Origin of the sequence: Mycolicibacterium aubagnense (genome assembly GCF_010730955.1) — a bacterium.
In the GTDB taxonomy this organism is placed as follows: domain Bacteria; phylum Actinomycetota; class Actinomycetes; order Mycobacteriales; family Mycobacteriaceae; genus Mycobacterium; species Mycobacterium aubagnense.
In genome coordinates this window covers 1,906,977-1,932,425 of sequence record NZ_AP022577.1, presented here as the reverse complement: position 1 = coordinate 1,932,425, position 25,449 = coordinate 1,906,977, and the positions used below count along the sequence as shown (strand labels likewise).

The 25,449-nt window shown below is 64.6% G+C and carries 21 protein-coding genes and 8 pseudogenes; 13 read left to right on the top strand and 16 right to left on the bottom strand.

Features of this window, described 5'->3' with window-relative positions; translation table 11 throughout:
* Window positions 1-27 precede the first annotated feature (27 nt).
* The 3 genes and pseudogenes from G6N59_RS09530 (at window position 28) to G6N59_RS09520 (ending at window position 2,160) form a co-directional block, all read left to right on the top strand.
* Window positions 28-1,262, top strand: a pseudogene (locus G6N59_RS09530) (IS256 family transposase).
* A 46-nt stretch (window positions 1,263-1,308) separates the two neighbouring features.
* Window positions 1,309-1,512 (top strand): annotated as a pseudogene (locus G6N59_RS09525) (TetR/AcrR family transcriptional regulator); the annotation flags it as partial.
* 201 nt (window positions 1,513-1,713) lie between these two features.
* Window positions 1,714-2,160 carry a response regulator gene (locus G6N59_RS09520; RefSeq protein WP_138231956.1) on the top strand — a complete coding sequence of 149 codons (447 nt, stop codon included), beginning with the start codon at window positions 1,714-1,716 and terminating at the stop codon, window positions 2,158-2,160.
* 38 nt (window positions 2,161-2,198) lie between these two features.
* Here the strand turns inward: G6N59_RS09520 and G6N59_RS09515 are convergent, their stop codons facing one another.
* Together G6N59_RS09515 and mbp1 are read right to left on the bottom strand one after the other, a co-directional pair.
* The gene (locus G6N59_RS09515) at window positions 2,199-2,897 is read right to left on the bottom strand and encodes a hypothetical protein (RefSeq protein WP_138231955.1); all 699 of its coding nucleotides are present in this window, start codon (window positions 2,895-2,897) and stop codon (window positions 2,199-2,201) included.
* A gap of 197 nt (window positions 2,898-3,094) precedes the next feature.
* Window positions 3,095-3,340 (bottom strand): microaggregate-binding protein 1, encoded by a 246-nt coding sequence (mbp1, locus tag G6N59_RS09510; protein WP_138231954.1) that lies wholly within the window; start codon window positions 3,338-3,340, stop codon window positions 3,095-3,097.
* A 274-nt stretch (window positions 3,341-3,614) separates the two neighbouring features.
* Between mbp1 and G6N59_RS31845 the strand changes: the two genes are divergently transcribed.
* The 6 genes from G6N59_RS31845 (at window position 3,615) to G6N59_RS09480 (ending at window position 8,585) form a co-directional block, all read left to right on the top strand.
* Window positions 3,615-3,770: a hypothetical protein gene (locus G6N59_RS31845; RefSeq protein ID WP_165606054.1), complete on the top strand. Its 156-nt coding sequence runs from the start codon at window positions 3,615-3,617 to the stop codon at window positions 3,768-3,770.
* 278 nt (window positions 3,771-4,048) lie between these two features.
* The gene (locus G6N59_RS09500) at window positions 4,049-4,468 is read left to right on the top strand and encodes an ATP-binding protein (RefSeq protein ID WP_138231959.1); all 420 of its coding nucleotides are present in this window, start codon (window positions 4,049-4,051) and stop codon (window positions 4,466-4,468) included.
* Window positions 4,465-5,214, top strand: coding sequence for a SigB/SigF/SigG family RNA polymerase sigma factor (locus G6N59_RS09495; protein WP_138231953.1), 750 nt, complete (start codon window positions 4,465-4,467; stop codon window positions 5,212-5,214). Before G6N59_RS09500 ends, G6N59_RS09495 begins: the two co-directional genes overlap by 4 nt.
* Window positions 5,215-5,377: 163 nt before the next feature.
* Window positions 5,378-6,571: a PP2C family protein-serine/threonine phosphatase gene (locus G6N59_RS09490; protein WP_407665878.1), complete on the top strand. Its 1,194-nt coding sequence runs from the start codon at window positions 5,378-5,380 to the stop codon at window positions 6,569-6,571.
* Window positions 6,568-8,145 (top strand): sensor histidine kinase, encoded by a 1,578-nt coding sequence (locus G6N59_RS09485; RefSeq protein ID WP_138231952.1) that lies wholly within the window; start codon window positions 6,568-6,570, stop codon window positions 8,143-8,145. The genes G6N59_RS09490 and G6N59_RS09485 overlap by 4 nt, the downstream gene beginning before the upstream one ends.
* Entirely contained in the window at window positions 8,142-8,585 is a 444-nt protein-coding gene (locus tag G6N59_RS09480) for a response regulator (RefSeq protein WP_163911172.1), read from the top strand. The genes G6N59_RS09485 and G6N59_RS09480 overlap by 4 nt, the downstream gene beginning before the upstream one ends.
* Window positions 8,586-8,588: 3 nt before the next feature.
* Here the strand turns inward: G6N59_RS09480 and G6N59_RS09475 are convergent, their stop codons facing one another.
* The gene (locus tag G6N59_RS09475; RefSeq protein WP_138231950.1) at window positions 8,589-9,047 is read right to left on the bottom strand and encodes an ATP-binding protein; all 459 of its coding nucleotides are present in this window, start codon (window positions 9,045-9,047) and stop codon (window positions 8,589-8,591) included.
* A 41-nt stretch (window positions 9,048-9,088) separates the two neighbouring features.
* The gene (locus tag G6N59_RS09470) at window positions 9,089-9,472 is read right to left on the bottom strand and encodes an STAS domain-containing protein (RefSeq protein ID WP_138231949.1); all 384 of its coding nucleotides are present in this window, start codon (window positions 9,470-9,472) and stop codon (window positions 9,089-9,091) included.
* Between the two features lie 376 nt (window positions 9,473-9,848).
* Between G6N59_RS09470 and G6N59_RS09465 the strand changes: the two genes are divergently transcribed.
* Window positions 9,849-10,322, top strand: coding sequence for a DUF1707 domain-containing protein (locus G6N59_RS09465; protein WP_138231948.1), 474 nt, complete (start codon window positions 9,849-9,851; stop codon window positions 10,320-10,322).
* 283 nt (window positions 10,323-10,605) lie between these two features.
* A complete protein-coding gene (locus G6N59_RS09460; protein ID WP_234884358.1) occupies window positions 10,606-11,604 on the top strand; it encodes an alpha/beta hydrolase in 999 nt (332 codons plus the stop codon).
* 7 nt (window positions 11,605-11,611) lie between these two features.
* On the opposite strand, the gene G6N59_RS09455 is transcribed toward G6N59_RS09460, so the two are convergent.
* The 5 genes and pseudogenes from G6N59_RS09455 to G6N59_RS09435 all read right to left on the bottom strand — a co-directional run.
* Entirely contained in the window at window positions 11,612-12,100 is a 489-nt protein-coding gene (locus G6N59_RS09455) for a hypothetical protein (RefSeq protein WP_138231947.1), read from the bottom strand.
* A gap of 167 nt (window positions 12,101-12,267) precedes the next feature.
* Window positions 12,268-13,498 (bottom strand): annotated as a pseudogene (locus tag G6N59_RS09450) (IS256 family transposase).
* Window positions 13,499-13,641: 143 nt separating this feature from the next.
* Window positions 13,642-14,013 carry a PucR family transcriptional regulator gene (locus tag G6N59_RS09445; RefSeq protein WP_163911169.1) on the bottom strand — a complete coding sequence of 124 codons (372 nt, stop codon included), beginning with the start codon at window positions 14,011-14,013 and terminating at the stop codon, window positions 13,642-13,644.
* Window positions 14,014-14,123: 110 nt separating this feature from the next.
* Window positions 14,124-14,924 carry an RsbRD N-terminal domain-containing protein gene (locus tag G6N59_RS09440; RefSeq protein WP_163911166.1) on the bottom strand — a complete coding sequence of 267 codons (801 nt, stop codon included), beginning with the start codon at window positions 14,922-14,924 and terminating at the stop codon, window positions 14,124-14,126.
* A 121-nt stretch (window positions 14,925-15,045) separates the two neighbouring features.
* Window positions 15,046-15,545, bottom strand: a pseudogene (locus G6N59_RS09435) (TIGR00366 family protein); the annotation flags it as partial.
* Between the two features lie 67 nt (window positions 15,546-15,612).
* Here G6N59_RS09435 and G6N59_RS09430 point away from each other — a divergent pair.
* Window positions 15,613-16,772, top strand: a pseudogene (locus G6N59_RS09430) (IS3 family transposase).
* Here G6N59_RS09430 and G6N59_RS09425 read toward each other — a convergent pair.
* The 4 genes and pseudogenes from G6N59_RS09425 to G6N59_RS32025 form a co-directional block, all read right to left on the bottom strand.
* Complete coding sequence (locus G6N59_RS09425) at window positions 16,760-17,545, bottom strand: TIGR00366 family protein (protein ID WP_235678738.1); 786 nt, start codon at window positions 17,543-17,545, stop codon at window positions 16,760-16,762. The pseudogene G6N59_RS09430 and the gene G6N59_RS09425 sit on opposite strands and share 13 nt — an antisense overlap.
* Window positions 17,473-17,742: a TIGR00366 family protein gene (locus tag G6N59_RS31100; protein WP_235678763.1), complete on the bottom strand. Its 270-nt coding sequence runs from the start codon at window positions 17,740-17,742 to the stop codon at window positions 17,473-17,475. The genes G6N59_RS09425 and G6N59_RS31100 overlap by 73 nt, the downstream gene beginning before the upstream one ends.
* Window positions 17,743-17,918: 176 nt before the next feature.
* Window positions 17,919-20,411, bottom strand: a complete 2,493-nt coding sequence (locus tag G6N59_RS09420; RefSeq protein WP_163911162.1) for a S15 peptidase family protein — start codon at window positions 20,409-20,411, stop codon at window positions 17,919-17,921.
* A gap of 253 nt (window positions 20,412-20,664) precedes the next feature.
* A pseudogene (locus G6N59_RS32025) lies at window positions 20,665-20,742 on the bottom strand (TIGR00366 family protein); the annotation flags it as partial.
* A 267-nt stretch (window positions 20,743-21,009) separates the two neighbouring features.
* Between G6N59_RS32025 and adhP the strand changes: the two are divergent.
* Window positions 21,010-22,077: an alcohol dehydrogenase AdhP gene (gene adhP / locus G6N59_RS09415; protein WP_138231912.1), complete on the top strand. Its 1,068-nt coding sequence runs from the start codon at window positions 21,010-21,012 to the stop codon at window positions 22,075-22,077.
* A 63-nt stretch (window positions 22,078-22,140) separates the two neighbouring features.
* Here adhP and G6N59_RS09410 read toward each other — a convergent pair.
* The 3 genes and pseudogenes from G6N59_RS09410 to G6N59_RS09400 all read right to left on the bottom strand — a co-directional run bounded on the left by G6N59_RS09410 (window position 22,141) and on the right by G6N59_RS09400 (window position 25,389).
* Window positions 22,141-22,796: pseudogene (locus G6N59_RS09410) on the bottom strand (MadR family response regulator transcription factor).
* A pseudogene (locus G6N59_RS09405) lies at window positions 22,793-24,172 on the bottom strand (MadS family sensor histidine kinase). Before G6N59_RS09405 ends, G6N59_RS09410 begins: the two co-directional pseudogenes overlap by 4 nt.
* Entirely contained in the window at window positions 24,169-25,389 is a 1,221-nt protein-coding gene (locus G6N59_RS09400) for an iron-containing alcohol dehydrogenase (protein ID WP_407665840.1), read from the bottom strand. Before G6N59_RS09400 ends, G6N59_RS09405 begins: the two are co-directional and overlap by 4 nt.
* Window positions 25,390-25,449: the final 60 nt, after the last annotated feature.

The following is a 25,449-nucleotide window of genomic DNA, read 5'->3' as shown; positions in this document are numbered from 1 at the left end:
AGTCACTCGAGCAAAGGAATCGACGCGATGACCACTGCCCACAATATCGATCTGCCCACTGTGCTGGCCGAACGACTCACCACTGCCCATCCCGACGTGCTGCGCGAGCTGCTGGCCACGTTCATCCACACCCTGATGGGCGCCGAAGCCGACGCCCTATGCGGTGCCGGCTACGGCGAACGCTCGGCTGAGCGCACCAATTCCCGCAACGGCTACCGACACCGTCAATTCGACACCCGTGCAGGGACTTTGGATCTTGCGATCCCGAAGCTGCGGCAAGGATCCTACTTCCCGGACTGGCTGCTGGAGCGCCGTAAACGCGCCGAGCGGGCCCTGACCACGGTGGTGGCGACGTGTTACCTGCTTGGTGTCTCGACGCGGCGGATGGACAAGCTGGTCGAGACCCTGGGCATCACGTCGTTGTCGAAGTCGCAGGTGTCGGTGATGGCCAAGGAACTCGACGCCGCCGTGGAGGCGTTCCGGACCCGGCCGCTCGATGCCGGCCCGTATACGTTCGTCGCTGCGGACGCTCTGGTGCTCAAGGTGCGTGAAGCCGGCCGGGTGGTCAACGTGCACGCCCTGATCGCCGTCGGGGTCAACGCCGAGGGCTACCGCGAGATCCTGGGAATCGATGTCACGACCGCTGAGGACGGGCGGGCTGGTTGACGTTCTGGCGGTCGTTGACCGCCCGCGGCCTGTCCGGGGTCAAACTGGTCACCAGCGACGCCCACGCCGGGCTGGTCGCCGCCATCGGGGCCACCCTGCCCGGAGCGGCGTGGCAGCGCTGCAGAACCCACTACACGACCAACCTGATGTCCGTCACTCCCAAGAGTTCGTGGCCCTGGGTGCGCACCCTGCTGCACTCGGTGTTCGACCAACCTGACGCTGAATCCGTTGCTGCTCAATATGATCGGATCATCGACGCATTGTCCGACAAGCTGCCCAATGTCGCCGATCACCTCGAAGCGGCGCGGCCGGATCTGCTGGCGTTCACCGCGTTCCCCAAGCAGATCTGGCGCCAGATCTGGAGCAACAATCCCCAGGAACGACTCAACAAGGAGATCCGCCGGCGCACCGACGTCGTGGGCATCTTCCCCGACCGCGCGGCCCTGATCCGTCTCGTCGGAGCAGTGCTGGCCGAACAACACGACGAATGGGCCGAGTCGCGGCGCTACCTCGGCCTCGACGTTCTGAGCAAATCACGCACCGTCAACGACACCCCAACCGAACAGGAGGCTACCCCCGCGGCACTGCCCGCCTGACCCAACTACCTCGAAGAATCACACGACGACGTCATACACCACGTCCCTGGACTTGACCGCCCGCGGCGCCCGGTTGAGCCCTGCCGAGGCGATCCTTGACGAAGTCGACCGTCCCAAGACCAGGCTGTCGGACTATCCGCAGCTGCAGCGACTGCAAACCTTGTTGTCGGAAGATCACGGCGAAACCGAGTTCGAAGAAGCGCTCGAAGCGCTGCTGGATCGGCTCGAATCGTATTTGCCGCGGCGCTGACCGGGCCGGACCACGGTAAACCTGGCGGCAGCACGCCTGTTTACAATGTAAACTGAGTGTGGTCGGGGACATGAGCCGCGGCACGAGAGTGCGGGTGGCACCGCATACAGAGAACGCCGAACCCGTCGTGTACTCACACCCCCGGCGCGGCCAGACGATGGATCGAACGTCATCTACGTAGTAGGTGGGGAAGGTGTGCACGTGACAGCGCCGCGCGACAGCCGAGCGATCGACATCTTGTTGATCGAAGACGATGCGGGGGACGAGTTGATCACCCGGGAAGCCTTTGCGGACAACAAGATCAAAAATGTTCTGCATGTCGCCCGCGATGGCGAGGAGGGCCTGGACTTCCTGTATCGACGCGGTGCCCACACGCGTGCGCCGCGACCGGACCTGATCCTGCTCGACTTGAATCTGCCGAAGTACGACGGACGGCAGTTGCTCGAAAAGGTCAAGTCGGACATCGAACTGTGCGATATCCCCATCGTCGTGCTCACCACGTCATCGGCGCAGGATGACATCTTGCGCAGCTACAAACTGCACGCCAACGCCTACGTGACCAAGCCGGTCGATCTCGAGCAGTTCTTGAGTGCGGTGCGCCAGATCGATGAATTCTTTGTTCAGGTGGTCCGGCTGCCGCGGGGTTGAGGCCCGCAGCATCCTGCGGCCGGATGCTGCGATACAGGCTAGGCCTGCATCGCCAGACACAGCTCGGTGCCGGTGACCGCGATGGTTGTCCGTCCACCGAAGCGGTCCATCCAGTGCACGCCGGCATCGCCGGGTGATTGCTTGCTGTTTTGTTCGGCGGCGCTGATGGCCGCCTGCCGCTGCAGGTCCCTTGCACTCACGGCGTTGACGACTGTGACGGGTCGCGCCGGTCCGAACGGTGAGGTGTGGCAATCCTCGAGGTATTGCGCGCGATAGCGAACGACCGCGCTTCGCAACGTCGGATGGGCCGGCCGCGCCAAGGTCAGCACGTAGAACGATCCCGCCGCTACGGAGTTGATGGCAAGAACCTCTTCACCCATTCCCTCGAGCAGATCGATGAAGTCAGCCGCCTCGTGGCCCCCGATTGCGTCGCCGGCAATGCCGGTGGTCACCGCTATGCCCAGGGCCGCCCGGCCGTCGCGGTCTGCGGGGATGAAGCGGAAAGCGCGCCCGCCCGCCGAAGGCAGGCTGTCGCCGGCGGGACACTGCACCGCACCAGCCGGCTGCTCGGTGTCGAACAGCCAGCGCAACCCCACCAGCAGTACCGGCAAATGGGCGGTCACGCTGGGTGTCACGGCCCTGTCGGCCACTCGCTCACCGCATGCCGGTGTCTGGTCCGCACTTCGTGGCGCCGCCATCAGGTCGAGTGTCATCCCTAATTCCTTCGAGTCGGGCAAGGCGCGAGTGCGTCAGCTAACTTCTCGGTTACCCACTCCGGCGGCCGGCAAAACGCTCTGATGGTACGGAGTGCAGCGAGTGCTGTCTGTCCCCGTGATCGACGAAAGACCATGCAGTGCAAGTAATTTCGGAGCGTGCTACGCAAAGAGCGGCCCAGTCCAGCTGGTGCTGGACTGGGCCCTGGCTTCACGCTCTGTCAGTTTTGCTGTTCTGCTCGTTCCCGCGCCTCAGCGGCCGCCGCCCCGGCGCGCGCCGCCTCGGCCTCGGCTTCCTTCCTGGCCGCCGCGCGCTGCCCGTCTGCTTTGTCCTGCTGGGCCTGGCCTTCGCGAACCAGGTCGTCACGGCCAACTACGGTGCCGATGACTTCCTTGGCCTTACCCTTGACCCCTTCGACGACACCCCGGACGGCTTCCTCGGGTCCGGTCTTGTTGTTCTCGCTCATGGCTACCCTTCCGCTGGCGGATCGGATTGATGCACGGAGAACCGTTCCCCACGCCTGCTGAGAATTCCCAGCTCTGGCGAAGGCCAAACCGCGACTACTGCGATCTACGCCACACGGATGCGGGTGCCCCACAGCACATTCCGGTGGTCGTGACCCGAAATGTTTGAGCGGACGATGTGTGTGGGTACGGAAGGACTGCCGGCTGGCCGACGCGGTCAGACGGGGCAGGCACCGCGACGAGGTGCGTGCGCTGCCCGCAACAGAAAGAGGCACCATGATTCTGGTCGGAGCTGTATTGCTCGCTCTTGGGCTGATCTTCAATATCTACCCCTTGTGGGTAGCCGGCGTTGTTGTGCTGGTGGTGGGCGCGGTTTTTTGGCTGCTGGGGGCGACCGGACGGCCGATCGCCGGCCGCCGCTACTGGTACTAGCCGACGCCCCGGCGATGAGGTCACCTTGGCGATCAAGAATCGTTTCCGGCAGGCGAAATAGCTTGCGACGCAGGATAAATCGAACAGCTGTGCAGACTGCCAAGCGTGCTGATGCGGTCGTCTATCTGCGGGCATCGGCCCCGTCGCGAAGGGGCGGTGGCGGGCGATGCACGTTCGTTTGAGCAGCCATGGACAATGGGTACACAAAGTGCGACGTGGAGTGGCCTGCACGGGAACGCTGGAGGGTATACGTGGTTGAGGCAGTGGGGCAGGGCGACATGGCGTCGAGTGACCGGTCAGTTGAGTTGATCGTTGCGGCGTCTCCGGAAAGCCTGGCCGTCCTGCGGACGCTCGTGGCAGCGGTTGCCGCCTTCGAAGATTTCGATCTGGACGCCATCGCCGATATCCGGCTGGCGGTCGATGAGGCGTGTACCGGCCTGATCCGCGCCGCGGTGCCGGGGTCGAGCCTTCGGGTGGTCGTCGATCCGGCGAATGATGCTGTCGTGATTCGTGCTTCGGCGCGCTGCGCGGTCGATGACAGTCGCGGCGGCACGGTGGTCAAGCCGGACAGCTTCAGCTGGCACGTGCTCAACTCGCTGACCGATGAGGTGTCGACTTTTGCCGACGAGCAGGCTATCGACGGCACCCAGGTGCTGGGTGTTTCGTTGACCTCGAGACGAGTGAGTCTGCAGCGGTGACGGCGGAGTATGCGGACGTTCTCGAGATGTTCCGTCAGCTCCGGAACGTCACCGAGGACTCAGCGGAATACCTCGAGCAGCGGGACGCGATCATCGAGCGCTGTTTGCCGTTGGCCGATCACATTGCGCGGCGCTTCGAGGGCAAGGGCGAAGCACGCGATGACTTGCTGCAGGTCGCGCGCATCGGCCTCATCAACGCGGTGAAGCGTTTCGACGTCGAGATGGGTTCGGACTTCGCGTCTTTCGCGGTTCCCACGATCATGGGAGAGCTCCGCCGCCACTTCCGTGACAACAGCTGGTCGGTGAAAGTCCCGCGGCGGATGAAAGAGCTGCATCTGCAGATCGGCTCGGCTACCGCCGAGATGTCGCAACGCCTCGGGCGCGCGCCCACCGCGTCCGAACTGGCCGCAGAACTGAATATCGACCGCGATGAGGTGTTGGACGGTCTGATGGCCGGGAGCTCCTACAAAACCACCTCGATCGATGGTGCTGCGGGCAGCGAGGAGCGCCCAGCTCTTGCGGAGACACTGGGCGACGTCGACCCCGGGCTGGAGAAGGTCGAGTATCGCGAGGCGCTCCGGCCGCTGCTGGCCGAACTGCCGGAACGCGAGCGGACCGTGCTGGTGCTGCGATTCTTCGAGTCGATGACGCAGTCCCAGATCGCCGCCAAGGTGGGCATATCCCAGATGCACGTATCGCGGCTACTGGCGAAAACCCTGGCCCAGCTTCGGGAGAAGTTGGAGTAGCTCGGGCACGGCCCGGCGTGCGGCGCGCGTCAATGGCCGAAGCGGCGTGGGACCAACTGGTAACGTCCGCAGCGGTAAACACAGCGAAACAAGAAGGTCAGCGCGACGTAGGTGGCCCCTTGGTGAAGGATGTGACCACTTGTCCATGTCGGCAGAGCCGCGGATGAACCGCTCCGTTTCTCCCAGAGTGGGACCCACCGCCCAGCGGCCGTTGTCGCTGCTGTTGGTCGAAGACGATCGCGGCGATGCCCTCTTGGTCGAGGAGTTGATCGCCGATGCCGCGATCGACATCGACTTCCACTGGGCTCCCACTCTGACCCAGGCGGCGACCGCGCTGGGAGCGATCCGCCCGGATTGCGTGCTGCTCGACCTACACCTGCCCGATGCCGGCGGTGTCGACGCTCTCGATCGCTTGGGTGCGCTGGCCCCGAGCTTGCCGATCGTCGTTCTCACCGGTCTGAACGACGAGCATTTCGGTGTTTCTGCCGTGGCGTCCGGTGCGCAGGACTACCTGGTGAAGGGTCGCGTGGACCCTGAGACGCTGCGTCGTGCGGTGCTCTATGCGATCGAGCGCAAGCGTGCCGAGGTCACCGCGGTGGATTTGCACGCCAGTCGACTGCGGGCTCAGGAGAATGCCCGACTGGAACGGGGCCTGCTGCCCTCTCCGCTACTTCTGGACGGTCCCGGCGTCGAGATCGTCACACAGTCGTTGCCGAGCCGGCGTGACGCTCTGATCGGCGGCGACTTCTACGACGTCGTACAGACACCGGACCGCACCGTACACGTCATGATCGGTGACGTGGCCGGCCACGGTCCAGACGAAGCTGCCTTGGGGGTGGCGCTGCGAATCGGTTGGCGCGCACTGACTTTCGCCGGTCTGCGCGGCAATGAGCGGATGCGTCAGCTCGACCGCATTCTGACCACGGAGCGTCCCAGCCGCGGCACCTTCGCGACCCTGCTGAGTGTGGCACTGGAACCCGATACGGGGCAGTTCACCGCAGTGCGGGCGGGTCATCCCGGCATGCTCATGCACGGCGCGGGTACCGTCGACTGGCTGGAGCCGGCCGCCGGCCCGGCACTGGGACTCGGCGCCAACGAATGGCCGGTCAACCGGCTGCAGTTGCGGCCGGGCGACGGTTTGATGTTGCTGACGGACGGGCTGTTCGAGGGACCCGCAGGGGCCGGGGGCGAACGGCTCGGAGAGGCCGGACTGCTGGCGACGGCCCGCTCACTGGCGCGCCTGCCCGGGGCCGAGTTCGTCACGGCGGTGATCGGCGAGGCGGCGACGCGAGCCGAGCCCTTCGGCGGTCTCACCGACGACATCGCCGTCATTCGAGTGGAGCGCTCGGCATCATGAAGTTGACAGTGCAGGGCTGGCAGAACCTGGTTCTCTCCGCGATGGGCGTGGTGGTCCTCGCCGGCGCCGTCGGCGGTGCCCTCTTGATGAACCAGACCGACACGGTTTCGAGCGAACTGATCGAGCACCTGCAACCGGCGCGCGTGGCGGCCTACCGATTGCAAGCCGGACTGCGCGACCAGGAAACTGCGGTCCGCGGCTACGCGATCGCCGCCGACAGGGAATTCCTGGCGCCCTATGCGGATGGACAAGGTGCCGAAGCTGTTGCGGCGCAGGATGTTCGACGGCTGCTTAGTGATCGCGACGCGCTGCTCGCCGACCTCGATGCGATCGAACGAGCCGCCGGTACCTGGCGCAGCAGCTATGCCCGGCCGTTGATCGCCAGCGTCGTCGTGGGACATCCAACTGTCGTTGACAGCCGTACCAGCGAGGGCGGCAAGAAAGAGTTCGACAACTTACGCGTGCTGTTCGATGCACAGAACCGGCACCTGGAACAGGCGCGCGACGCCGACACAGCTCGGTTGGTGTCGATACGCCGGTGGCGCGACCGGGTGCTGGCCACCATGGTCGGCGCGTTTGTCGTCATGGCGGTGGTCCTGGCCATGCTGGTGCGGAGTTCGGTAACCCGTCCATTGGGTGCCCTCGCCGCGGCGTGCCGCCGGATCACGCAGGGCAACTTCGATGAGCGCATAGTTCCCCAGGGGCCCACTGACATTCGAGCCATCGCCGCCGATGTCGAGGAGATGCGGCAGCGCATCGTCGAGGAGCTCGAGGCGTCCCAGTTCGCCCGCCTCGCCCTGGATGAACAAGCCGAGGAGTTGCGTCGATCCAACGCTGAACTCGAACAGTTCGCGTACGTCGCATCGCACGATCTGCAAGAGCCACTGCGCAAGGTTGCGTCCTTCTGTCAGCTGCTCGAGAAGCGGTACGGCGATCAGCTCGACGAGCGCGGGATCGAATACATCAACTTCGCCGTCGACGGCGCAAAGCGTATGCAGGTGCTGATCAACGACCTGCTCACCTTCTCCCGTGTCGGCCGGATCAACGCCACCCACACCGAGGTCGATCTGGGCGAGACTGTCGCGTCGGCCATGCAGAACCTTGCGACCTCGATCACGGAGTCGGGAGCTGAAGTGCTGATGCCGCCCGCCGGCCTACCGCGGGTCGACGGCGACCCCACCCTGTTCACGATGCTGTGGCAGAACCTCATCGGTAACGCGGTGAAGTTCCGGCGAGAGGGCCAAGCGCCCCGGATTGCCATCGACTGCAAATCTGGAACGGGTGAGGACGCCGACAACTGGGTATTCACGGTGACGGACAACGGGATCGGGATTGCCGAGGAGTTTGTGGACAAGGTGTTTGTCATCTTTCAGCGATTGCACGGCCGCGATGCTTACAGCGGTACCGGCATCGGCTTGGCGCTGTGCAAGAAGATCGTCGAACATCACGGCGGCACCATCGGGATCGACACGTCGTACACCGATGGCACCCGCTTCGTGTTCACATTGCCGGCCACGCCGACCACCGAACCGAACGTCATCGCATCAGAGCAGCCGGAAGGAAGTCACCCATGAGTGAGTCGTCAGCCGGCCGAGTGGTCGACATCCTGCTGGTCGAGGACGATCCGGGGGACGAGTTGATCACCCGTGAAGCGTTCGCGGACAACAAGATCAAGAACACTCTGCATGTCGCCCGCGACGGGCAGGATGGTCTGGATTTCCTCTACCGGCGAGGCATCCATGCGAATGCGCCGACTCCGGACCTCATCCTGCTCGACCTGAACCTGCCGAGGTACGACGGCCGACAGTTGCTGGAGGTGATCAAGTCCGACGCCGACTTGTGTCACATACCGGTCGTCGTCCTCACCACGTCCGCGGCCGAGGAGGACATCCTGCGCAGCTACAAGCTGCATGCGAACGCCTACGTGACCAAGCCGGTCGATCTCGATCAGTTCATGAAGGCGGTGCGGGAGATCGATGAGTTCTTCGTTCAGGTGCGGCTGCCGCAGCCCTGAAAGTCAGCCGCCCGTGGCGTCGGCGGCTGCGGCTTCCACGGCATCCCATTGCAGGCGCACCTGGGTGCCGGCATCGCTCGGCTCGATCGACGCATGGTCCGTGAGCGCCTGCATCAGCGGGATTCCGCGGCCGCGGGCAGAGTTCGCGCGCTGCGCGGTGGCTGGGCGCCACGTGCCTTCGTCGGTCACCGTCACCGTCAGTAGACCTGACTTGGGGTCGAAGTCGGCTCGAACGTGCATGACACCGGGCGTGGGTGCATCGGCATACGCGGCCTCCACGGCGTTGGCCAATGCCTCGTTGACGGCGAGCACGATATCGCCGGCTTTCACTCGGTCCAGCGCGAAGTGTCCCGCCAACCAGACGGAGAACTCCTGACGGACGGATGCGGCATGTTCGGGGATTGCCACCACGTCCGTTTTGCTGAAACGTGCCCCGCTGCTCGACTGGTCCGGCTCCGTCATATCGACCTGCTCGACCTACCTTCCGATTGACAACGACCGCGCTAGGCGGTGACAGCCGCGAGGGCCTCGTCTCGCGTGGCGAACAGCTCGATCAAGTCAGCGATCCCGACCAGCTTGAGCGGCCGACTGGTGGTGGGGCCATCAGCGACGATGACGAGCCGCACTGCCGGTGCCAGCTCCGCATGTGCCGCCACCAGTGCACCCATCCCGGCCGAGGCCAGGAAGTCCACGGCGCTCAAATCGACGACGACCGCTTGGGCCGCGCCGATGGCCACCGTGCTCAGCGCGGATTCGAGCTGCGGAGCGGTGAGCATGTCCACCGTTCCGGACACCGTTACCACGCTGACAGCGCCGATCTGGCTCTGTTCGACCGCGCAGCTCGGCGCGGCAGGGTTACCGCTTCCGTGGACTGGCTGGCTTGTCATTGTCACCTCCGAGGGGCTCACACACGTGAGCCGACAGTACAAATACTATCGGCGCTTCCGCTGCTCGCCGCACCAAACCTAATAGGACAATGCCGGTCCGTCGGTGTGGCAAATAACATGTTTCACGCGGTCAACCTGTGGGTATCCACGTCGGTCGATTTTGCGGCCGGTGTCGCACCTGAATCAACCGCGACCGATGCGCCGATGGTCAATCCGATTGTGCCGCAAATCTATTGCTTGGGGGAGTGGCAATCGGCGCCGTCCGGTCGCCGGCGGTCGCGGTTGTCCTGGGCGTGGCGTGATGAATGCACCTTGCCACCAGCCCATAACAGTGTTATGAATAGTCATAACACTGTTATGGCGATGGAGTTGCACCATGCACCACCATGAGGACTTTCCATTCCCCGAGCTGACGCGGAACACCGACGGCAGCACCTCGACCGGCACCCTGGGCGCTCGCATCCGGGTGGGCGATGCCGACCGTGAAGTCGCCTCCCGCCGGCTCAGCCGGGCCGTCGCCGACGGACGGCTGACCTTGACGGAGTACGACACCCGCCTGCAGCAGCTCTACCAGGCGGAAACCCGCGGCGAGCTCGCCGAAGTCGTCGCTGACCTACCTCGGTCCGATGGGCGCGGTGCGCCGAAACAACAACGGAAGCAATCGATTCCGGCATGGGTCGTGATCATGTGGCTGCCGTGGTTCGCGGTGAACCTCTTGTGCCTCGCGATCTGGCTTGCCACCGGCACCGGCTATTTCTGGCCGTTCTGGGTAGCCGTGCCCTGGGGTTGCGCACTGTTGATTCCCAGCGCAATCGGTGTCTTGACTGGTCACGGGCACAAACGCCCATAGCGCGCATTGGCTCCGGAGATCGCCGGATCCGGCCACGCCGTGCGTGTCAGATCACCTGGGGCGCAATCAGAGTGGTGGACGGCGACACCCCCACCCAGTCGAGAACGGGGCGACCTAAAGCTACCGCGGCGTTTGTGGCGCGTCACAAACGCCGAGCCCGATACTTCGGCGCTCGGTGTAGAGACGGCGACCACCCGGACATCGATACTGGTTCAGACGACGAGGCAGCATCGGTGCTGCCGCAGCCACCGAACGGGGCTCGTCGATACAGGAGGGCTACAACGTGGTTGCCGCACCCGAGAACCCGATCCCGCTGGACCTGGGTAACTCCCGTCGCGTCGAGTTCGAAGGCGGCAGCATCCAGTCGCGCTTACTCGCGTTGACGTTGCAGGCCATAGTCAAACCGGTATTGACCGCCTGGTCGATGGCACCTGGCCTGCCGTGGCCATACCGCGCGATCGATCACGTCGGTCGAGTACTGCGGTCGGTGCCGGGCACCACCAGAAAGCCCGTCGGCCTTGCGCGCTGTTCCGCCGAGGCGACCCGCCCGGCGTCGATGCGAGCGGACCGCTACGTGGTGTACATGCACGGCGGCGCGTTTCTCGTCGGTGGCCGCTACCTGCACCGCCAGCTGATCTCGCGAATCGCTGCCTCGTTGCAGAGCGAGGTCCTCGCGGTGGATTACCGCAAGCTGCCAGAGCACACCATCGCCGACGGCATCGAGGACTGCATCGATGCCTATCGATTCGCGCTCGAGCGAGGTATCCCGCCGGAGAACATCGCATTCATCGGCGACTCGGCCGGGGCCTACCTGGTGTTCATCACTGCGGTGTTCGCGAGCCGGCGTGGGTTGCCGATGCCTGGCGCGATTGTCTCGATGGCGCCGCTGACCGACTTCGACCTGCAGGCCAAGATCGATGCACCCTCGGGATCAACCGATGTGCTGTTCTCGAAGGCTTTTGCCCGCGCGTTCCATCAGTTCGTCATGCGCCACAGTCCGCCCGAAGAGGATCACCGACTGCTCGATGCGGATCTGGGTGGGCTGCCGCCGTCGTTGATCCAGGTGAGCTCGACCGAATTGCTCAGCCCGGACGCGGAGATGCTGGCCGTTGAGCTGGCGAAGGCCGGTGTGCCGCATCAATTGCAGGTGTGGCGAGACCAAGTCCACGTCTTTCAGGCCGCGGCCAGGCTCGTTCCCGAAGCGACCCGCGCTCTTCGCGAGGTAACGCAGTTCGTCGAGTCGGCATTCGCCGCAGGTGTCACGCGGGAGCAGTCTGCATAGGTGCGTTTCAGGGCTCGGTGAATCCGAGGGCGTGCGCGACAGCATCCATCACCATCCCTTTGAGGGACTCCGGAGAGGAACGTCTGCCGAGGGTTGCCTGGGTGAGGATCATGCCCGTGACCAGATGAAAGATCGACTGTGCGTCGTCGTCGGGACGCTGTGACGACATCTCACCGGTCTGGCATCCAACGTGAATTGCCTCGCGCAGCGGCTCGATCAATTCGTCCACGAGTGCATCGATCTGGTCGACGTGGCGTCCGGAACGGTTGAGCGAGATCGACGCGAATACCGCGAATCTGCCGCAGCGCTCCACCGGGTACACGTGGTCGATCATCGTCGCGGTATACGCCCGAATGCGCTCGGTCGGGCGCGTGCTCTGTGCCGTCGCCTGTCGCAACTGCGTTGCCGCGCAGCGGAGTTCGTCCGCCAGTAGTTCCTGCCAGCCGGCGTGGTCAATGAGTTCCCTTGCAGTGCAGAGGATGTGTGTGTGTTCCAACTCTCGATAGTTCACAGCTGAATTCACATCTCGTTCCGTGTGATCGGGCCAACCGGCATGGGATTTCGAAGGACTTGAGTTCGACGGCGAACGCCTGACCGATGATCGGGGTCAAGTCCAGGGACGTGGTGTATGACGTCGTCGTGTGATTCTTCGAGGTAGTTGGGTCAGGCGGGCAGTGCCGCGGGGGTAGCCTCCTGTTCGGTTGGGGTGTCGTTGACGGTGCGTGATTTGCTCAGAACGTCGAGGCCGAGGTAGCGCCGCGACTCGGCCCATTCGTCGTGTTGTTCGGCCAGCACTGCTCCGACGAGACGGATCAGGGCCGCGCGGTCGGGGAAGATGCCCACGACGTCGGTGCGCCGGCGGATCTCCTTGTTGAGTCGTTCCTGGGGATTGTTGCTCCAGATCTGGCGCCAGATCTGCTTGGGGAACGCGGTGAACGCCAGCAGATCCGGCCGCGCCGCTTCGAGGTGATCGGCGACATTGGGCAGCTTGTCGGACAATGCGTCGATGATCCGATCATATTGAGCAGCAACGGATTCAGCGTCAGGTTGGTCGAACACCGAGTGCAGCAGGGTGCGCACAGGGCCACGAACTCTTGGGAGTGACGGACATCAGGTTGGTCGTGTAGTGGGTTCTGCAGCGCTGCCACGCCGCTCCGGGCAGGGTGGCCCCGATGGCGGCGACCAGCCCGGCGTGGGCGTCGCTGGTGACCAGTTTGACCCCGGACAGGCCGCGGGCGGTCAACGACCGCCAGAACGTCAACCAGCCCGCCCGTCCTCAGCGGTCGTGACATCGATTCCCAGGATCTCGCGGTAGCCCTCGGCGTTGACCCCGACGGCGATCAGGGCGTGCACGTTGACCACCCGGCCGGCTTCACGCACCTTGAGCACCAGAGCGTCCGCAGCGACGAACGTATACGGGCCGGCATCGAGCGGCCGGGTCCGGAACGCCTCCACGGCGGCGTCGAGTTCTTGGCCATCACCGACACCTGCGACTTCGACAACGACGTGATGCCCAGGGTCTCGACCAGCTTGTCCATCCGCCGCGTCGAGACACCAAGCAGGTAACACGTCGCCACCACCGTGGTCAGGGCCCGCTCGGCGCGTTTACGGCGCTCCAGCAGCCAGTCCGGGAAGTAGGATCCTTGCCGCAGCTTCGGGATCGCAAGATCCAAAGTCCCTGCACGGGTGTCGAATTGACGGTGTCGGTAGCCGTTGCGGGAATTGGTGCGCTCAGCCGAGCGTTCGCCGTAGCCGGCACCGCATAGGGCGTCGGCTTCGGCGCCCATCAGGTGTGGATGAACGTGGCCAGCAGCTCGCGCAGCACGTCGGGATGGGCAGTGGTGAGTCGTTCGGCCAGCACAGTGGGCAGATCGATATTGTGGGCAGTGGTCATCGCGTCGATTCCTTTGCTCGAGTGACTTTGGACGGTCTCTCGAAGAATCACGCGATGACCTTCAATCACTCGGCTACGACACGCCGGTACCGCTGATCAGGTCCGACTCGTACACCACCTTGATGGACGCAACCATGATCGGCCTAGCGTGGACTGTCAGGGTTTGTGGCGGCGAGCGAGGTGTCTGCTTGGTCGATGGCGTAGACGGCCATCGCTGCGGCGAGCAATCGGGATTGACGGGGATCAGTGGGGTCGTATCCGGTGATGTCCTGGATGCGCCGCAAGCGGTAAGTGAGGGTGTTCGGATGAATGAAAAGCTCTGCGGCAGCGGCTTTCCGGTCGGCGCCGTGCTGTAGGTGCGCTTGTAGGGCTTGGCGCAACCCAGGGTGATCGCGCAGTGGCGCGATGTGGCGAGCCAGCAGGTCGCGGGCCGGTCCGGGGCGGGTCGATTGGTACTCGAATAGGATGTCAGCGAGTTGGTAGATACCGGGCCTTCTGTTGAGTTGCCTTGCCAAACAGGTGATTTCTTCGGCCTCTGAGACCGCTGAAGGGATGGCGTCCACTGGGGCCCCGGCGTGGTACGCAGCGTAGACCGCAACATCGAGTCGATCGCTGAGCGCGTCGATCAGCGCACCAGGTGTGCGGTCATGGCCGATTCGTCGTGCTGTTCCACAACCGGTGTGGGCAGCAAGACGACGCCCGCGTGACCGTCGAACGTATTGAGGACGTCGCCGGCGCCGCGTCCATAGAACACCTGGTTGGCCAGCCGTAACCGACGGCGGGCCGCCAGTATCTCGTGGGTCGTCCGCGGCTCGTCGGCATCCACCCGGATCACCAACACGTCGTAGCGGTCGCTGAGCTTTATGCCGACTTGTTTGGCCATCGCTTCGCTGCCGGTCGATCCGTCGATGAGACCGGCGCACAGGGCGCTCAACTCATGACGCGTGGTGGCCCGGAGCGCAAAATCTGAATCCTGATAGACCTCGGTCATCAGTACGCTGATGGTCCCGGTGAGATCGGCGAGGTGCATGCCCAGCGCCGCGATCGTCTCCGCGTCGCCCTCGGTGGCCGATTCCAGCACGATCTCCCACAACTTGCGGATGCCGGCATGGAGCGCGGTGAACAGGAACGGTAACGGGATTCCGTCCTCGGCGTGTCGCTCGGCGACCGGCAGCACGAAGGCGGCTGCCTCGGCACGGCTCATCCTGCGTCCCTCGGTCACCAGGTCGAGCCCGTGCAGAAATCCGCCGATGATGTGCGGGGTGACCTCTCCATCGAAATGTTCGATCGGCACGAACGCGGGCCATTCGATGGATTGGACGGCCTCATGGAGGAGAGTCGTGGCGATCTCGTCGATGCGGTCCTCGATCACCTTCCGCAACGGCGCATCGGCCGGGATCGGCGGCAGCTGACGGGGCGACGGCACGTGCCGATTGTGATCCATCACAACGCCTCGGCGGAAGATGGCGAGACATATCGGATGAGGTTTTGTTTCCGGAACCAAAGCGCCGCACATTCTTCTCACGACAAGCACGGCGTGTTCGGCGTCAGAGCGTGTACGGCGCCACGAGCGTGGTGGCACCGAGCACCACCAGGCCGATCAGGAATGCGACGACCGTGAAGCCCATCACTTGGCGGACATTCAGCTTCGCGATCGCCAGCAAGGGAGCAGCCAGAAGGGCTGGATCATGTTCGCGACACCCTCGCCGACCGCGACCGCCATGGAGATCAGTCCCAGATACGCCGGCGAATGTTGGCCGATCGCCAGCGCCGAGTCGACCGCAATCGGACCTTGCACCGCCCAGTGCCCGCCACCGGACGGGACGAACAGGCTGATGATCAACGAGCCGATGAAGGTCAGGAACGGCAGCGTGTGTTCGGTCGCGCCATTGACGACCGCCTCGGCCAGCAGCGTCTGCAGCGGCTTGTCCGCCTTCGTTGCTTGGTAGCCGAGTAGTCCGACCAACCCGCCGTACAGCGGGTACTGCAGCAGCAGCGGGCCGGCTACCTTGGCGGCGCCGGTGAATGCTCGGATGAATCGGATGGGTCTGCTGCACGAATAGGTGACATCTGAGTTGGCTTGCCCAGCATGGGCGGGCTGGAAGGATGTCCCCATGGCAAGGCCCTACCCCCGCGAGTTCCGCGACGACGTCGTCCGGGTCGCTCGCAACCGCGATGACGGTGTAACGATCGAGCAGATCGCCACCGATTTCGGAGTGCACCCGATGACGCTGCAGAAATGGCTCCGTCAGGCCGACATCGACGAAGGCACCAAGCCCGGCAAGAGCGCCAGCGAGTCCGGTGAGCTGCGCGAAGCCCGACGGCGGATCAAACTGCTAGAGCAAGAGAACGAGGTGCTGCGTCGGGCCGCAGCGTATTTATCGCAGGCCAATCTGCCGGGAAAAGGGTCTACCCGCTCGTGAAAGAGCTCGCCGCCGACGGGATCCCCGTCGCGGTGACGTGCCGGGTACTCAAGCTCTCCGCCAACCGTATTACCGCTGGCTGGCCGACCCCATCACCGAGGCCGAACTCATCGAGGCCTACCGCGCCAATGCGCTGTTCGACGCGCACGCAGACGATCCGGAGTTCGGCTACCGCTACCTCGTGGAGGAGGCGCGCGATGCCGGCGAGCCGATGGCCGAGCGCACCGCATGGCGGATCTGCTCGCAGAATCGACTGTGGAGCGTGTTTGGTAAGAAACGCGGCAAGAACGGCAAAGTCGGGCCGCCGGTGCACGACGATCTTGTCGAGCGTGACTTCACCGCTGAAGGGCCAAATCAGTTGTGGCTCAGTGACATCACTGAGCACCGCACCAGTGAGGGCAAGCTCTACCTCTGTGCGATTAAGGACGTGTTCTCCAACCGGATCGTCGGCTACAGCATCGACTCCCGAATGAAGTCACAACTGGCCATCCGGGCACTACACAGCGCGGTAGCCCGACGCGGAGATGTCGCGGGTGCATTCTGCACTCGGATCGCGGATCTCAGTTCCGGTCAAGGAAATTCGTACACGCCTTGAATCAACACGAGATGGTCGGCTCTATGGGCCGTGTCGGAGCCGCCGGCGACAACGCCGCCATGGAGAGCTTCTTTAGCCTGCTGCAGAAGAACGTGCTCGACCGCCGCCGCTGGGACACCGAGAACAACTCCGTATCGCGATCGTCACCTGGATCGAGCGCACCTACCACCGGCGCCGCCGCCAGTCCGGCCTCGGGCGGTTGACCCCGATCGAATTCGAAGCAATCATGACCACACCGGCCAGTCAGGCCGCGTGACCGAAACTGTCACCTGATCGTGCAGCAGACCCGATTGGTGTGCGGTGCAGCAGCGCGCTGGTGATCGTGAACAGCATGATCATCGAGGAAATGTTCAGGGCAAAACCGCTGAGCACGAAGTAGGCCATGCCTGCGGCGAACACCAGGACGTTGAGGATCCAGAGGTTCTCCAGCCATTCGGCGAAGGTCTTCGGGCCTTCGGGCGCAGCAGGTGGGGGCGCCGCCTCGTCCTCGAAGACGGCGGGGTCCGGCGCGAGACTCTGCGTCGGCGCCATGCGCCAGACCGCGAGCGCGAGCAGAGCCAGCACCGCGATCACCGACAGCCAGCTGTAGGGCTGGAAGATGGTCTGGCTCAACGGAACAGTGATGCCGGTCAGTTTATGGATCACGTTGATCGGGCTGGTGCTGTCGGTGTTCGCCAGCGCGATGGACGACGACAGCCCCTGCGTCCAGACGATGAAGCCCATGAAAGCGGCCGCGATCAGGTAGCCGAAATGCGCGTCGGCGAAACGCTTTGCGACCTGCCGCGCGACCAGCGCACCGGCCACCAGGCCGAGCCCCCAGTTCAACAGCGACAGAACGGCGCTGACGCCGAAACACAGCAGTGCGCCCTGCACCTGGTTGTTCGGCTTACTCGCGATGTGGACGATGGCCCGCTTGAGGACGGGCGCTTCCGCCAGTGTGTAGCCCGTCACGAGGATCAGCACCATCTGGAAGGCGAATGTGAAGATGTTCTGCGATCCCCACACACCGCCGTACCAGGCCTTGAGCATGCCGCTCGGGTAGTGCCGTGCACCAGAAGGGCAACCATCCCGGCGACGAGGATCGTCAGGATGACGGCGAACAGGTACGGGTCGGGCATCAGGCGTTCGACGTAGCGGACACACAGTGCGGTCAGCGACTGCATGATGCCGTGGCGTTCGGGCCTGGTTTCCGTGTTCGTGCCCTTCGGATGTTCGCTCGCTGCCACGTGATCCACCTTCGCAGTCTCGGATTCCTGCTCGTGCTACGGCAATCATGATGGCGGGTGAGAGGTGCCGAGATGGTTCAAAATCGCCGAGATGGTTCCCGATCGTTGCGGGGGTTACCGGATGCTTCCAAACTGTTCATCCGCGACGACATCGCGCTGCCGCGTTAGCGCGGTGCTTACCCGGCGGGCACCGAGCTTTCCTTCGTCGCAACGCCACTGCCTGCAGTCGGAAGTGAGATCGACAGGTTGGAAACCTGGATCGCGCCGATGGAGGTGAAGTTCTCGTACTGGGTCGCCGAAGCCACCAGTTGCAGGGTCAACTGGCCACCGCTTGCCGCTGCGGTATAGGCGATGTCGTTCAATGACACTGTCGCAGTGTGGGTTTGACCATTCAGCACGACCGGAACCGGAGTATCGATGTTGCCCAATACCAACCCGGTCTGATCGTCGACGATCTGGGCGTAGATGTCGCGGCCGTTGCCCAGGCCTGAGTAGTTGAACGTAACCGTCGGCGCCCCAACGATTTCGGTGCCGCCCGGCACGGACACCTCAAGGTTGATGGCGTTGCTTGCCGGGGATGCGGTCGCGGTCGCTACCAAGTCGGCAGTGAACGATCCCGACACCAAAGGGCTTGGTCCCGCGCCCCCGATGATCGGAATGATCGGCATGATGCCGCCATTGGTGAGAGACGCGGTCAGTGGTGTGCCCTGGAAGGAGGCGCTGTTCGGGAACTGGCTGGAGGCGTAGACGTTTCCGGCCTGGTCGATCCACTGGAAATTGGGAATGGCGTTCGCCGCCGTTCCGGTCTGCGCGACGTACTGGTTCAGCCAGGCCAGGGTGTCCTGGGTGAGCAAGGCGGTCTGCGCGGCCTGATTGATCGGGTCGAGGCAGACGCCGTGGCCGCCGCAGAACCAGACCATCTTGACCGGTGTGCCGGCCGCGGTCAGGGCCTCCTCGTTGATGACAGCCTGCTGCAGCGGGAACAGTCCGTCGGCGGTGCCCTGCAGCAACAGCGTCGGAGCGGCGATGTTGCTGACCGCGGCGCCGGGGCCGCTGGCCGTGAGCAGGTCCTGCTGTGACTGGGTGAGGTAGCTGGTGAGCAACCCAGTGAGAATGCCGCCGTAGATCTGCGGATTGATCCGCGCACCGGCCTCGACCAGATCGAGCACCAGGAGGGTGGCCCACGACGACTTGAACGCCCCGCTCGGGTACAGCGACTCGTTCAAGGTGTTCCAAGCGATACCGGGCACGATCGCATCGATCCGGTGATCCGTTGCCGCGGTGGTGAGCTGGATGCCGCCACCGTAGGACCCGCCCACCATGCCGAACCGGTTGTTGTTCTCAGGCTGCAGCTGGAGGTAGTCGAGAATCGCGGACACGTCCTTGCCCTCGAAATTCGGATTGTCCAACTGCAGGGTGCCTCCCGACGCGCCCTCGCCGCGCGGGTCCCAGCTCACGACGTCGTAGCCGGCGTTTCGCAGTGTGGACACCCCCGGGACCAGACCCGGGATGTCGCCGATGCCGGTCGTCGAGAAGGGGTCGGTGATGCCGTCGGAGCCCAGGCCCGGACCTTCCAGGATGGTAGGCGCCGTCGAGCCGGTCGCCAGGCCTGCGGCAGGGAAGAAGTTGGTGCTGATCAGCGTGCCGTCAAACGACTTGATCTTGACCGTGTAGGCGATGGGGTTGCCCGTGGTGTTGAGCGCTGACGGATCCGCGGTGAAGTTCACGATCGTGGAGGCACCGATCAACGGGGTCAGGAAGGCGCCTAGGCCGGGTATCTGGTGCAGCTGCACCAGCAGCCCGGGGACTACGCCACCCAGCAGTGGAATGGACTGCACTGTGGCATCGAATGCTGTTGTTTCGCTGACCATTTCGCGGAACGTCTCAGTGCCCGACTTCACTACCGTGGCATACGGGAGGTACGTGAAGTCGCCCGCAGCCAGCTCGGGGTCGAAGCTGAGCTTGCCGCCTTGGCTGGGGCCACTCAGAACGGTGTAACTCAGCGTCAACCCGTTGCTGTCCACGGCATTGGTATTGCCCTCGATATACCCGTTGGTGACGAACAGCGTCGGGTTGACGGTGATGGCAGGAGTCGGCGTGGTCGATGTGGCGACCAGAGCGGACTTCGGCTGCTTGTTCGCGACCAGCACGGCCGCGGCGACCACCGTATCGGCCGGGTTCGTGGGGTTCCCGGGGTTCGGACTGCCCGTGCCGGTGACGGTGGCGGCCACGGTATTTGACGCGGCGGCCGCCACCGATGTGGCGGTAGCAGGGCTTGCTGCCGTGGCGACCACCGCTGTCGCGGCGTGGGGCAGCGTCGGCGACGGGGCGGTGCTCGATGCGGCGGTGTTCGATTGGGTAGTGGTCGATGGGGTCGGAGTGGCGAGCGACTTGATGGTCGCCGTAGGCGGCGGGGTCGTGGATGTTGCACCGCCCACCGACGTCTTGGGCGCCGTGGTGGTGCTGTCAGGGTTGGGCGGCGCGTCGTGAATCGGTTTGGGACGCACGGCGGCCGTGGGCTTCGGCTTGGGGTGTGACGCCCCGTCGGACGGATGCGTGGAATCGGTGTTGGCCCCGGCGGTTCCGTCGCAACCGATGAACACTGCGACGCCCACGCCTAATGCTGCCGCGAGTCCGCCGATCCGGCCGATGTACCTCGATGCGCTCACGAGTGTTCTCCCATCATGACGGTCGAATCGTCGGTGTTGACCGGTCGGCTTCCGATGAGGGAGCGCGGCAGGGGTCACCGGCATATCTAGAAAATTAACGCGTATGTTCCTGGCTGGTCTGCAGCTGGAGAAACTCACAGTAGTTGCGCAGGCGCGAGGCACGTGCGCCATGAACGGGCTGTTCGTGCCCTGGACCTGTTCGTCGGCCTGCCGGCGATTTGGACGATGGCGCGTTTGAGGACGGGCGCTTCGGCGAGGCGACGATGAGGGTCAGGATGACGGCGAACAGGTACGGGTCGGGCATCAGGCGCTCGACGTAGCGGACACACAACCCGGTGAAGGATTACATGACGCCGCGACCTCGGGGCTTGGCGTCCGGCGCGCGGGTTAGTGATGTCAGGGTGGTTCAAAATCGCAGAGCGGAAGAGTCCGGCCGCACTGCCCGAATGGGTAGGTTGGCACCCGTCCGGGCGGCTCTGGTATTCGGTCCAGTAGGGGCATGTGACTGCGCGCACTTGGCAATAGCGTTGTATGTCAGCCCCGCGTGGGGAGCTCAAAAACCTTTTCCTGAACCAATTCTCACGAATGGAGTGGACCGATGACACAGACACTGGCCAGTGACACCGCGACCGGACATACCAGCACGATGCGCGCTGCCGTCGTCACCGACTTCGGCGTGCCGCTGCAGGTGCACGACATGCAATTGCCGACGCCGGGCTATGGCGAAGCCCTGGTCAAGCTCGAGACGTCCGGCGTCTGTCACACGGATTTACATGCTGCACACGGTGATTGGCCGGTGAAGCCGCAGCCCCCGTTTGTGCCGGGGCATGAAGGCTATGGCACGGTCGTAGCGCTCGGCGAAGGCGTGGTTGACCTGGCGGTCGGAGACAAGGTCGGTAACGCCTGGTTGTGGTCGGCTTGCGGCCGCTGCGAATACTGCCGGACGGGGTGGGAGACCTTGTGCGAAAGTCAGCGCAACGGTGGGTATTCCGTCAACGGAAGCTTCGGCACGTACATGCTGGTCAACGCCGACTATGCCGCGCGGATCCCCGAAGGTGCCGACCCGCTGGAGATTGCGCCGATCCTGTGCGCCGGCGTCACCGTCTACAAGGGACTCAAGGTCACCGACACCCGCCCCGGGCAGTGGGTGGCGATCTCAGGCATCGGCGGGCTGGGCCACATCGCGGTTCAGTATGCCCGTGCGATGGGTCTGCGTGTTGTTGCGATCGATGTCGACGAGGCCAAACTCGCACTCGCCACCAAACTCGGCGCCGAGGTCGCCATCAATGCCCGAACCGCTGACGTTGTCGAGTCGGTGCAGCAGGCCACCGGTGGAGTGCACGGTGTCCTGGTCACCGCCGTGCACCCGCAGGCGTTCGGTCAGGCCATTGGACTGGCTCGTCGTGGTGGCACGATCGTGTTCAACGGACTTCCGCCAGGCGACTTCCCGGCACCGATCTTCGACATCGTGCTCAAGGGACTCACCATCCGGGGTTCGATTGTCGGAACGCGGCAAGACATGGCCGAGGCACTGGACTTCTACGCCCGGGGCCTGATCAAGCCCACCGTCACCAGCGCGCGTCTCGATGACGTCAATGATGTGTTCGAACGTATGGAGCGAGGACAGATCGACGGCCGCATCGTCATCGACTACCGGAATTCATAGCAGCGCCAGGCATCGATCCGACGCATGGCGACACGGTGATCTAGGCCGGCGATGATCGTCGGCCTAGATCAAACCTCGTTTACTTGCCGTGTACACGGCCTCGGCGCGCCGGCTCACGTCGAGTTTGCGCATGATGTTGCTGACGTGAAACTTGGCGGTGGTCGCCGAGATGAACAGCCGCTCACCGATTTTCTGGTTGGACAGGCCTGCAGCGAGCAGTCGCAGCACCTCGATCTCCCGGTCGGTGAGCTTCTCGCGTTGGTCGCCGCGCCCGCTGAGTGAGCGGACCACGGCGGCTGCGCTGCGTGAGTCGAACGCGCTCTGCCCGGCGGAGATGGCGCGGATCGCCCGCACCAGTTCTGTGGTGTCGACGTCCTGACCACGTAGCCGCGGGCCCCGGCATGCACCGCACGTACCACCAGGTCCTCGTCGAGGAATGTGGTGAGCACAAGCAAACCCACATCAGGATGGGCGCCAGAAAGCTTGGTGCACAAAGACAATCCTTCGAAGTCCGAGCCCGCCGAGAGTTTGAGATCGACCAGCACCACGTCGGGTAGCGTCGCCGCGACCATTGCCACCGCTTCTGCTTCGCTGGACGCTTCGCCGACCACCACGAGATCGTCCTCGCGTTCCAGTAGGGAACGCAGCCCCTGGCGGAGGATGGCGTGGTCGTCCACGAGCGCCAGCCGGATGGTCCCGGTCCTGGTGTCAACGGTCATGAAAGGACTCCTTCGCCGGGGGCTCTGTCTGGGTCCCGCGGAATTGTCGCGACGACCCGCACGCCGCCGATGCGAGACCGGCCGACGGTGAAGGACCCGCCGTACTCCCGGCATCGCGCCAGCATGTTCGCCAGTCCTCGATGGTGTCCGTCGAGGTCGGCGACATCGGCCAGCCGAAGCATCAGCCGGAGTTTGTCCGGGTCGCCGATGCCGTCGTCGGACACCGACAGGGCGACCCCGCCGGCGCGGTACGTCAATCGCACGATGGCCCGTGAGGCGCGACCGTGCATGGCGGTGTTGAACAATGCCTCACCGGCGATCCGAAGCAGGCTCCGTTCGACAGCGCTGGGCAGCTCGGCGACATCGCCGTCGACCCGCAGCGTGACCCGCAAGTCTTCTGGCATGTGCACCGTGGCGAGCTGTTCGAGGAGCTCGGGGAGACTGGATCGGTCGGCGTCGGAGGAATGGTTGAGCGCATAAATGGCCGACCGTAGTTGGTCGACCGCCGACCGGGTCAACGTCTTGGCCGTTTCCAGGCGTTCGACCAGACCGGCTGGGCCGGAACGTGATTCAACCTCGCTGCGGCACACCTCGATCTGCATGCCCGCCGACAGGACGGTTTGTGTGACGCTGTCGTGCAGTTCCTGGCGATCCGGTGCCGCTCGGAGTCCAGCACCTGGTGGCGTTGTGCCGCACCGAGTTCGCGCTGGGTGGCCAGCAGCTGTGCATTGCGTGCCTCGGACTGCGCCAGCAGGGTTTGCGAGCGCTGAAACAGTTCACAGTTCTGCAGCGCGACCGCGGTCTGGCTGGCCAGGATGCGCATCACCGCCTCGTCGATGCCGTCGAGCAGGCGGTGCGGTGGCGTCCAGGCCGCGAACGCCCCGACGACGCCGCCGTCGAGTTCGATGGGGACGTGAGTGGTGGCTTTCGATCACCGGTATCCGGAACTGGGCAAGCCGACCGCGAAGGACGTCGTTGAGCCGGTTCAGGACCGCATCCGGAAGGTGCGGTACCGGATGTTTGGTGCCCGACAGTCCTTCGAAGGAGTATGCGTGCCCATCGGCGTCGAGGATGAGGTGACGCGGTCGTGCCTCCGGCAAGGCACCGTCGGCCAGCGCCAACAGCACCCACTCGGCACCGAGATGGGTGCGGGCCGCCTCCGCAACGGCCCGCACGAGATTCTCGGGCCCGTTGACGGTCTGGACCAGGGCTCGGGAGATGGCTTCGAGAGCTGCGACCACCCGTTCGGTGCGTTGGGCGGCCACCCGGAATTCCGGATAGAACGTGCCCTTGCCGGATCGCACTCCCGTGAGTTGGTCCAGATCCGGCGCTGCCGCTCGTTGCGGCGCCACCGGGTTGCCGGGCAAGGCCGTCACAACGCCGCCCGGAACAGGGCGCGCAGCTGCGCATCGTCGATGGGCCGGGGGTTGGTGGTCAGGCACGCATCCTGAAGTGCGTTGTGGGCCAGCACGGGAACGTCGGCGTCACGCACGCCCAACTCGGCGAGCCCGCGCGGCACGCCGACCTGCCTGGCCAACTCTTGGAGTCGATCAGCAAGTGCCAGTGCAGATTCCAGTTCTGGAGCGCGCTTGTCGGCGATTCCGAGGCAGGCGGCGATGGTGGCGAATGGAGCCGGATCGGCCTCGGCGTTGAACCGCACCACGTGGGGCAGCAGCACGCCGTTGATGACGCCATGCGGCAAGTCGAGGAGCCCACCGACCTGATGACTCATGGCGTGCGCGGCCCCCAGGATCGCATTGGTGAAGGCGAGACCCGCTTCCAGCGCGGCCTGGGCCATCAGCACCCGGGCCGGCATGTCCTGCGGCCGCTCGATCGTGGTGACCAGGTTCTCGGTGACCATCACGACCGACCGCAGGGCATGGTGGTCGGTCAGCTGGTTGTGCCCCAGTGATACGAACGCCTCGATGCCGTGCGTCAGCGCGTCCAGACCCGTTGCCGCATTGAGCCATTCGGGCATGGTGGTGAGCAGCCGGGGATCGATGACGGTGATGTCGGGGACCAGGGCACGGCCCAGGATGGTGATCTTGGTGTTGTGGGTCGTGTCGGTGACGATGCAGAACTGAGAGACGTCGGCGCCGGTGCCTGATGTCGACGGGAGCACCACCAGGGGCGGGATCGGCGCGGTCGCCTTGTCGACTCCGGCGTAGTCGAGGATGTGGCCGCCGTTGGCCGCGAGGATCGCTATGCCTTTGGCCGCGTCGATCACCGAGCCGCCGCCCAACGCGATGAGTACGTCACAACCGCGGGACCGGTAGAACTCGTGGCCGGCGGTCACCTCGTGATCCTTGGGATTCGGTGTCAGAGCACTCCAGACGTGCGCCTCAACGCACTGGGCACGCAGGTGTCCAACCAGCTCGGCTGCCCAACCGGCCTCGATCAGGCCGGGGTCGGTGACCAGCATCGGCCGCAGTCCGCCCAGGCGGACCGCGGCGTGCGCTGCTTCCGCCATCGAGTCGATGCCGAAGACGATCTCAGGGGCATGGAACTTCAGCAGCCGGGTCGGCAGGGCCGTCGCCGCCGTCGTCGCCGTCGTCGCAGCGATCTGAGCGGGCGCCGTCACATCGAGTCTCATCAGACCCATTCCTCATCCTGTGATCCAGGTAATACGCCCCAGCCTACGGCGTGCCGCCGT

What these genes read in the sequence shown, in the direction of transcription:
- mbp1 (WP_138231954.1), bottom strand. Translation starts at nt 3,340, where the DNA reads ATGAGCGAGAACAACAAGACCGGACCCGAGGAAGCCGTCCGGGGTGTC.
- G6N59_RS31845 (WP_165606054.1), top strand. Translation starts at nt 3,615, where the DNA reads ATGATTCTGGTCGGAGCTGTATTGCTCGCTCTTGGGCTGATCTTCAAT.
- G6N59_RS09500 (WP_138231959.1), top strand. Translation starts at nt 4,049, where the DNA reads ATGGCGTCGAGTGACCGGTCAGTTGAGTTGATCGTTGCGGCGTCTCCG.
- G6N59_RS09490 (WP_407665878.1), top strand. Translation starts at nt 5,378, where the DNA reads ATGAACCGCTCCGTTTCTCCCAGAGTGGGACCCACCGCCCAGCGGCCG.
- G6N59_RS09485 (WP_138231952.1), top strand. Translation starts at nt 6,568, where the DNA reads ATGAAGTTGACAGTGCAGGGCTGGCAGAACCTGGTTCTCTCCGCGATG.
- G6N59_RS09480 (WP_163911172.1), top strand. Translation starts at nt 8,142, where the DNA reads ATGAGTGAGTCGTCAGCCGGCCGAGTGGTCGACATCCTGCTGGTCGAG.
- G6N59_RS09475 (WP_138231950.1), bottom strand. Translation starts at nt 9,047, where the DNA reads ATGACGGAGCCGGACCAGTCGAGCAGCGGGGCACGTTTCAGCAAAACG.
- G6N59_RS09470 (WP_138231949.1), bottom strand. Translation starts at nt 9,472, where the DNA reads ATGACAAGCCAGCCAGTCCACGGAAGCGGTAACCCTGCCGCGCCGAGC.
- G6N59_RS09465 (WP_138231948.1), top strand. Translation starts at nt 9,849, where the DNA reads ATGCACCACCATGAGGACTTTCCATTCCCCGAGCTGACGCGGAACACC.
- G6N59_RS09425 (WP_235678738.1), bottom strand. Translation starts at nt 17,545, where the DNA reads ATGCTCAAGGCCTGGTACGGCGGTGTGTGGGGATCGCAGAACATCTTC.
- adhP (WP_138231912.1), top strand. Translation starts at nt 21,010, where the DNA reads ATGACACAGACACTGGCCAGTGACACCGCGACCGGACATACCAGCACG.
- G6N59_RS09400 (WP_407665840.1), bottom strand. Translation starts at nt 25,389, where the DNA reads ATGAGACTCGATGTGACGGCGCCCGCTCAGATCGCTGCGACGACGGCG.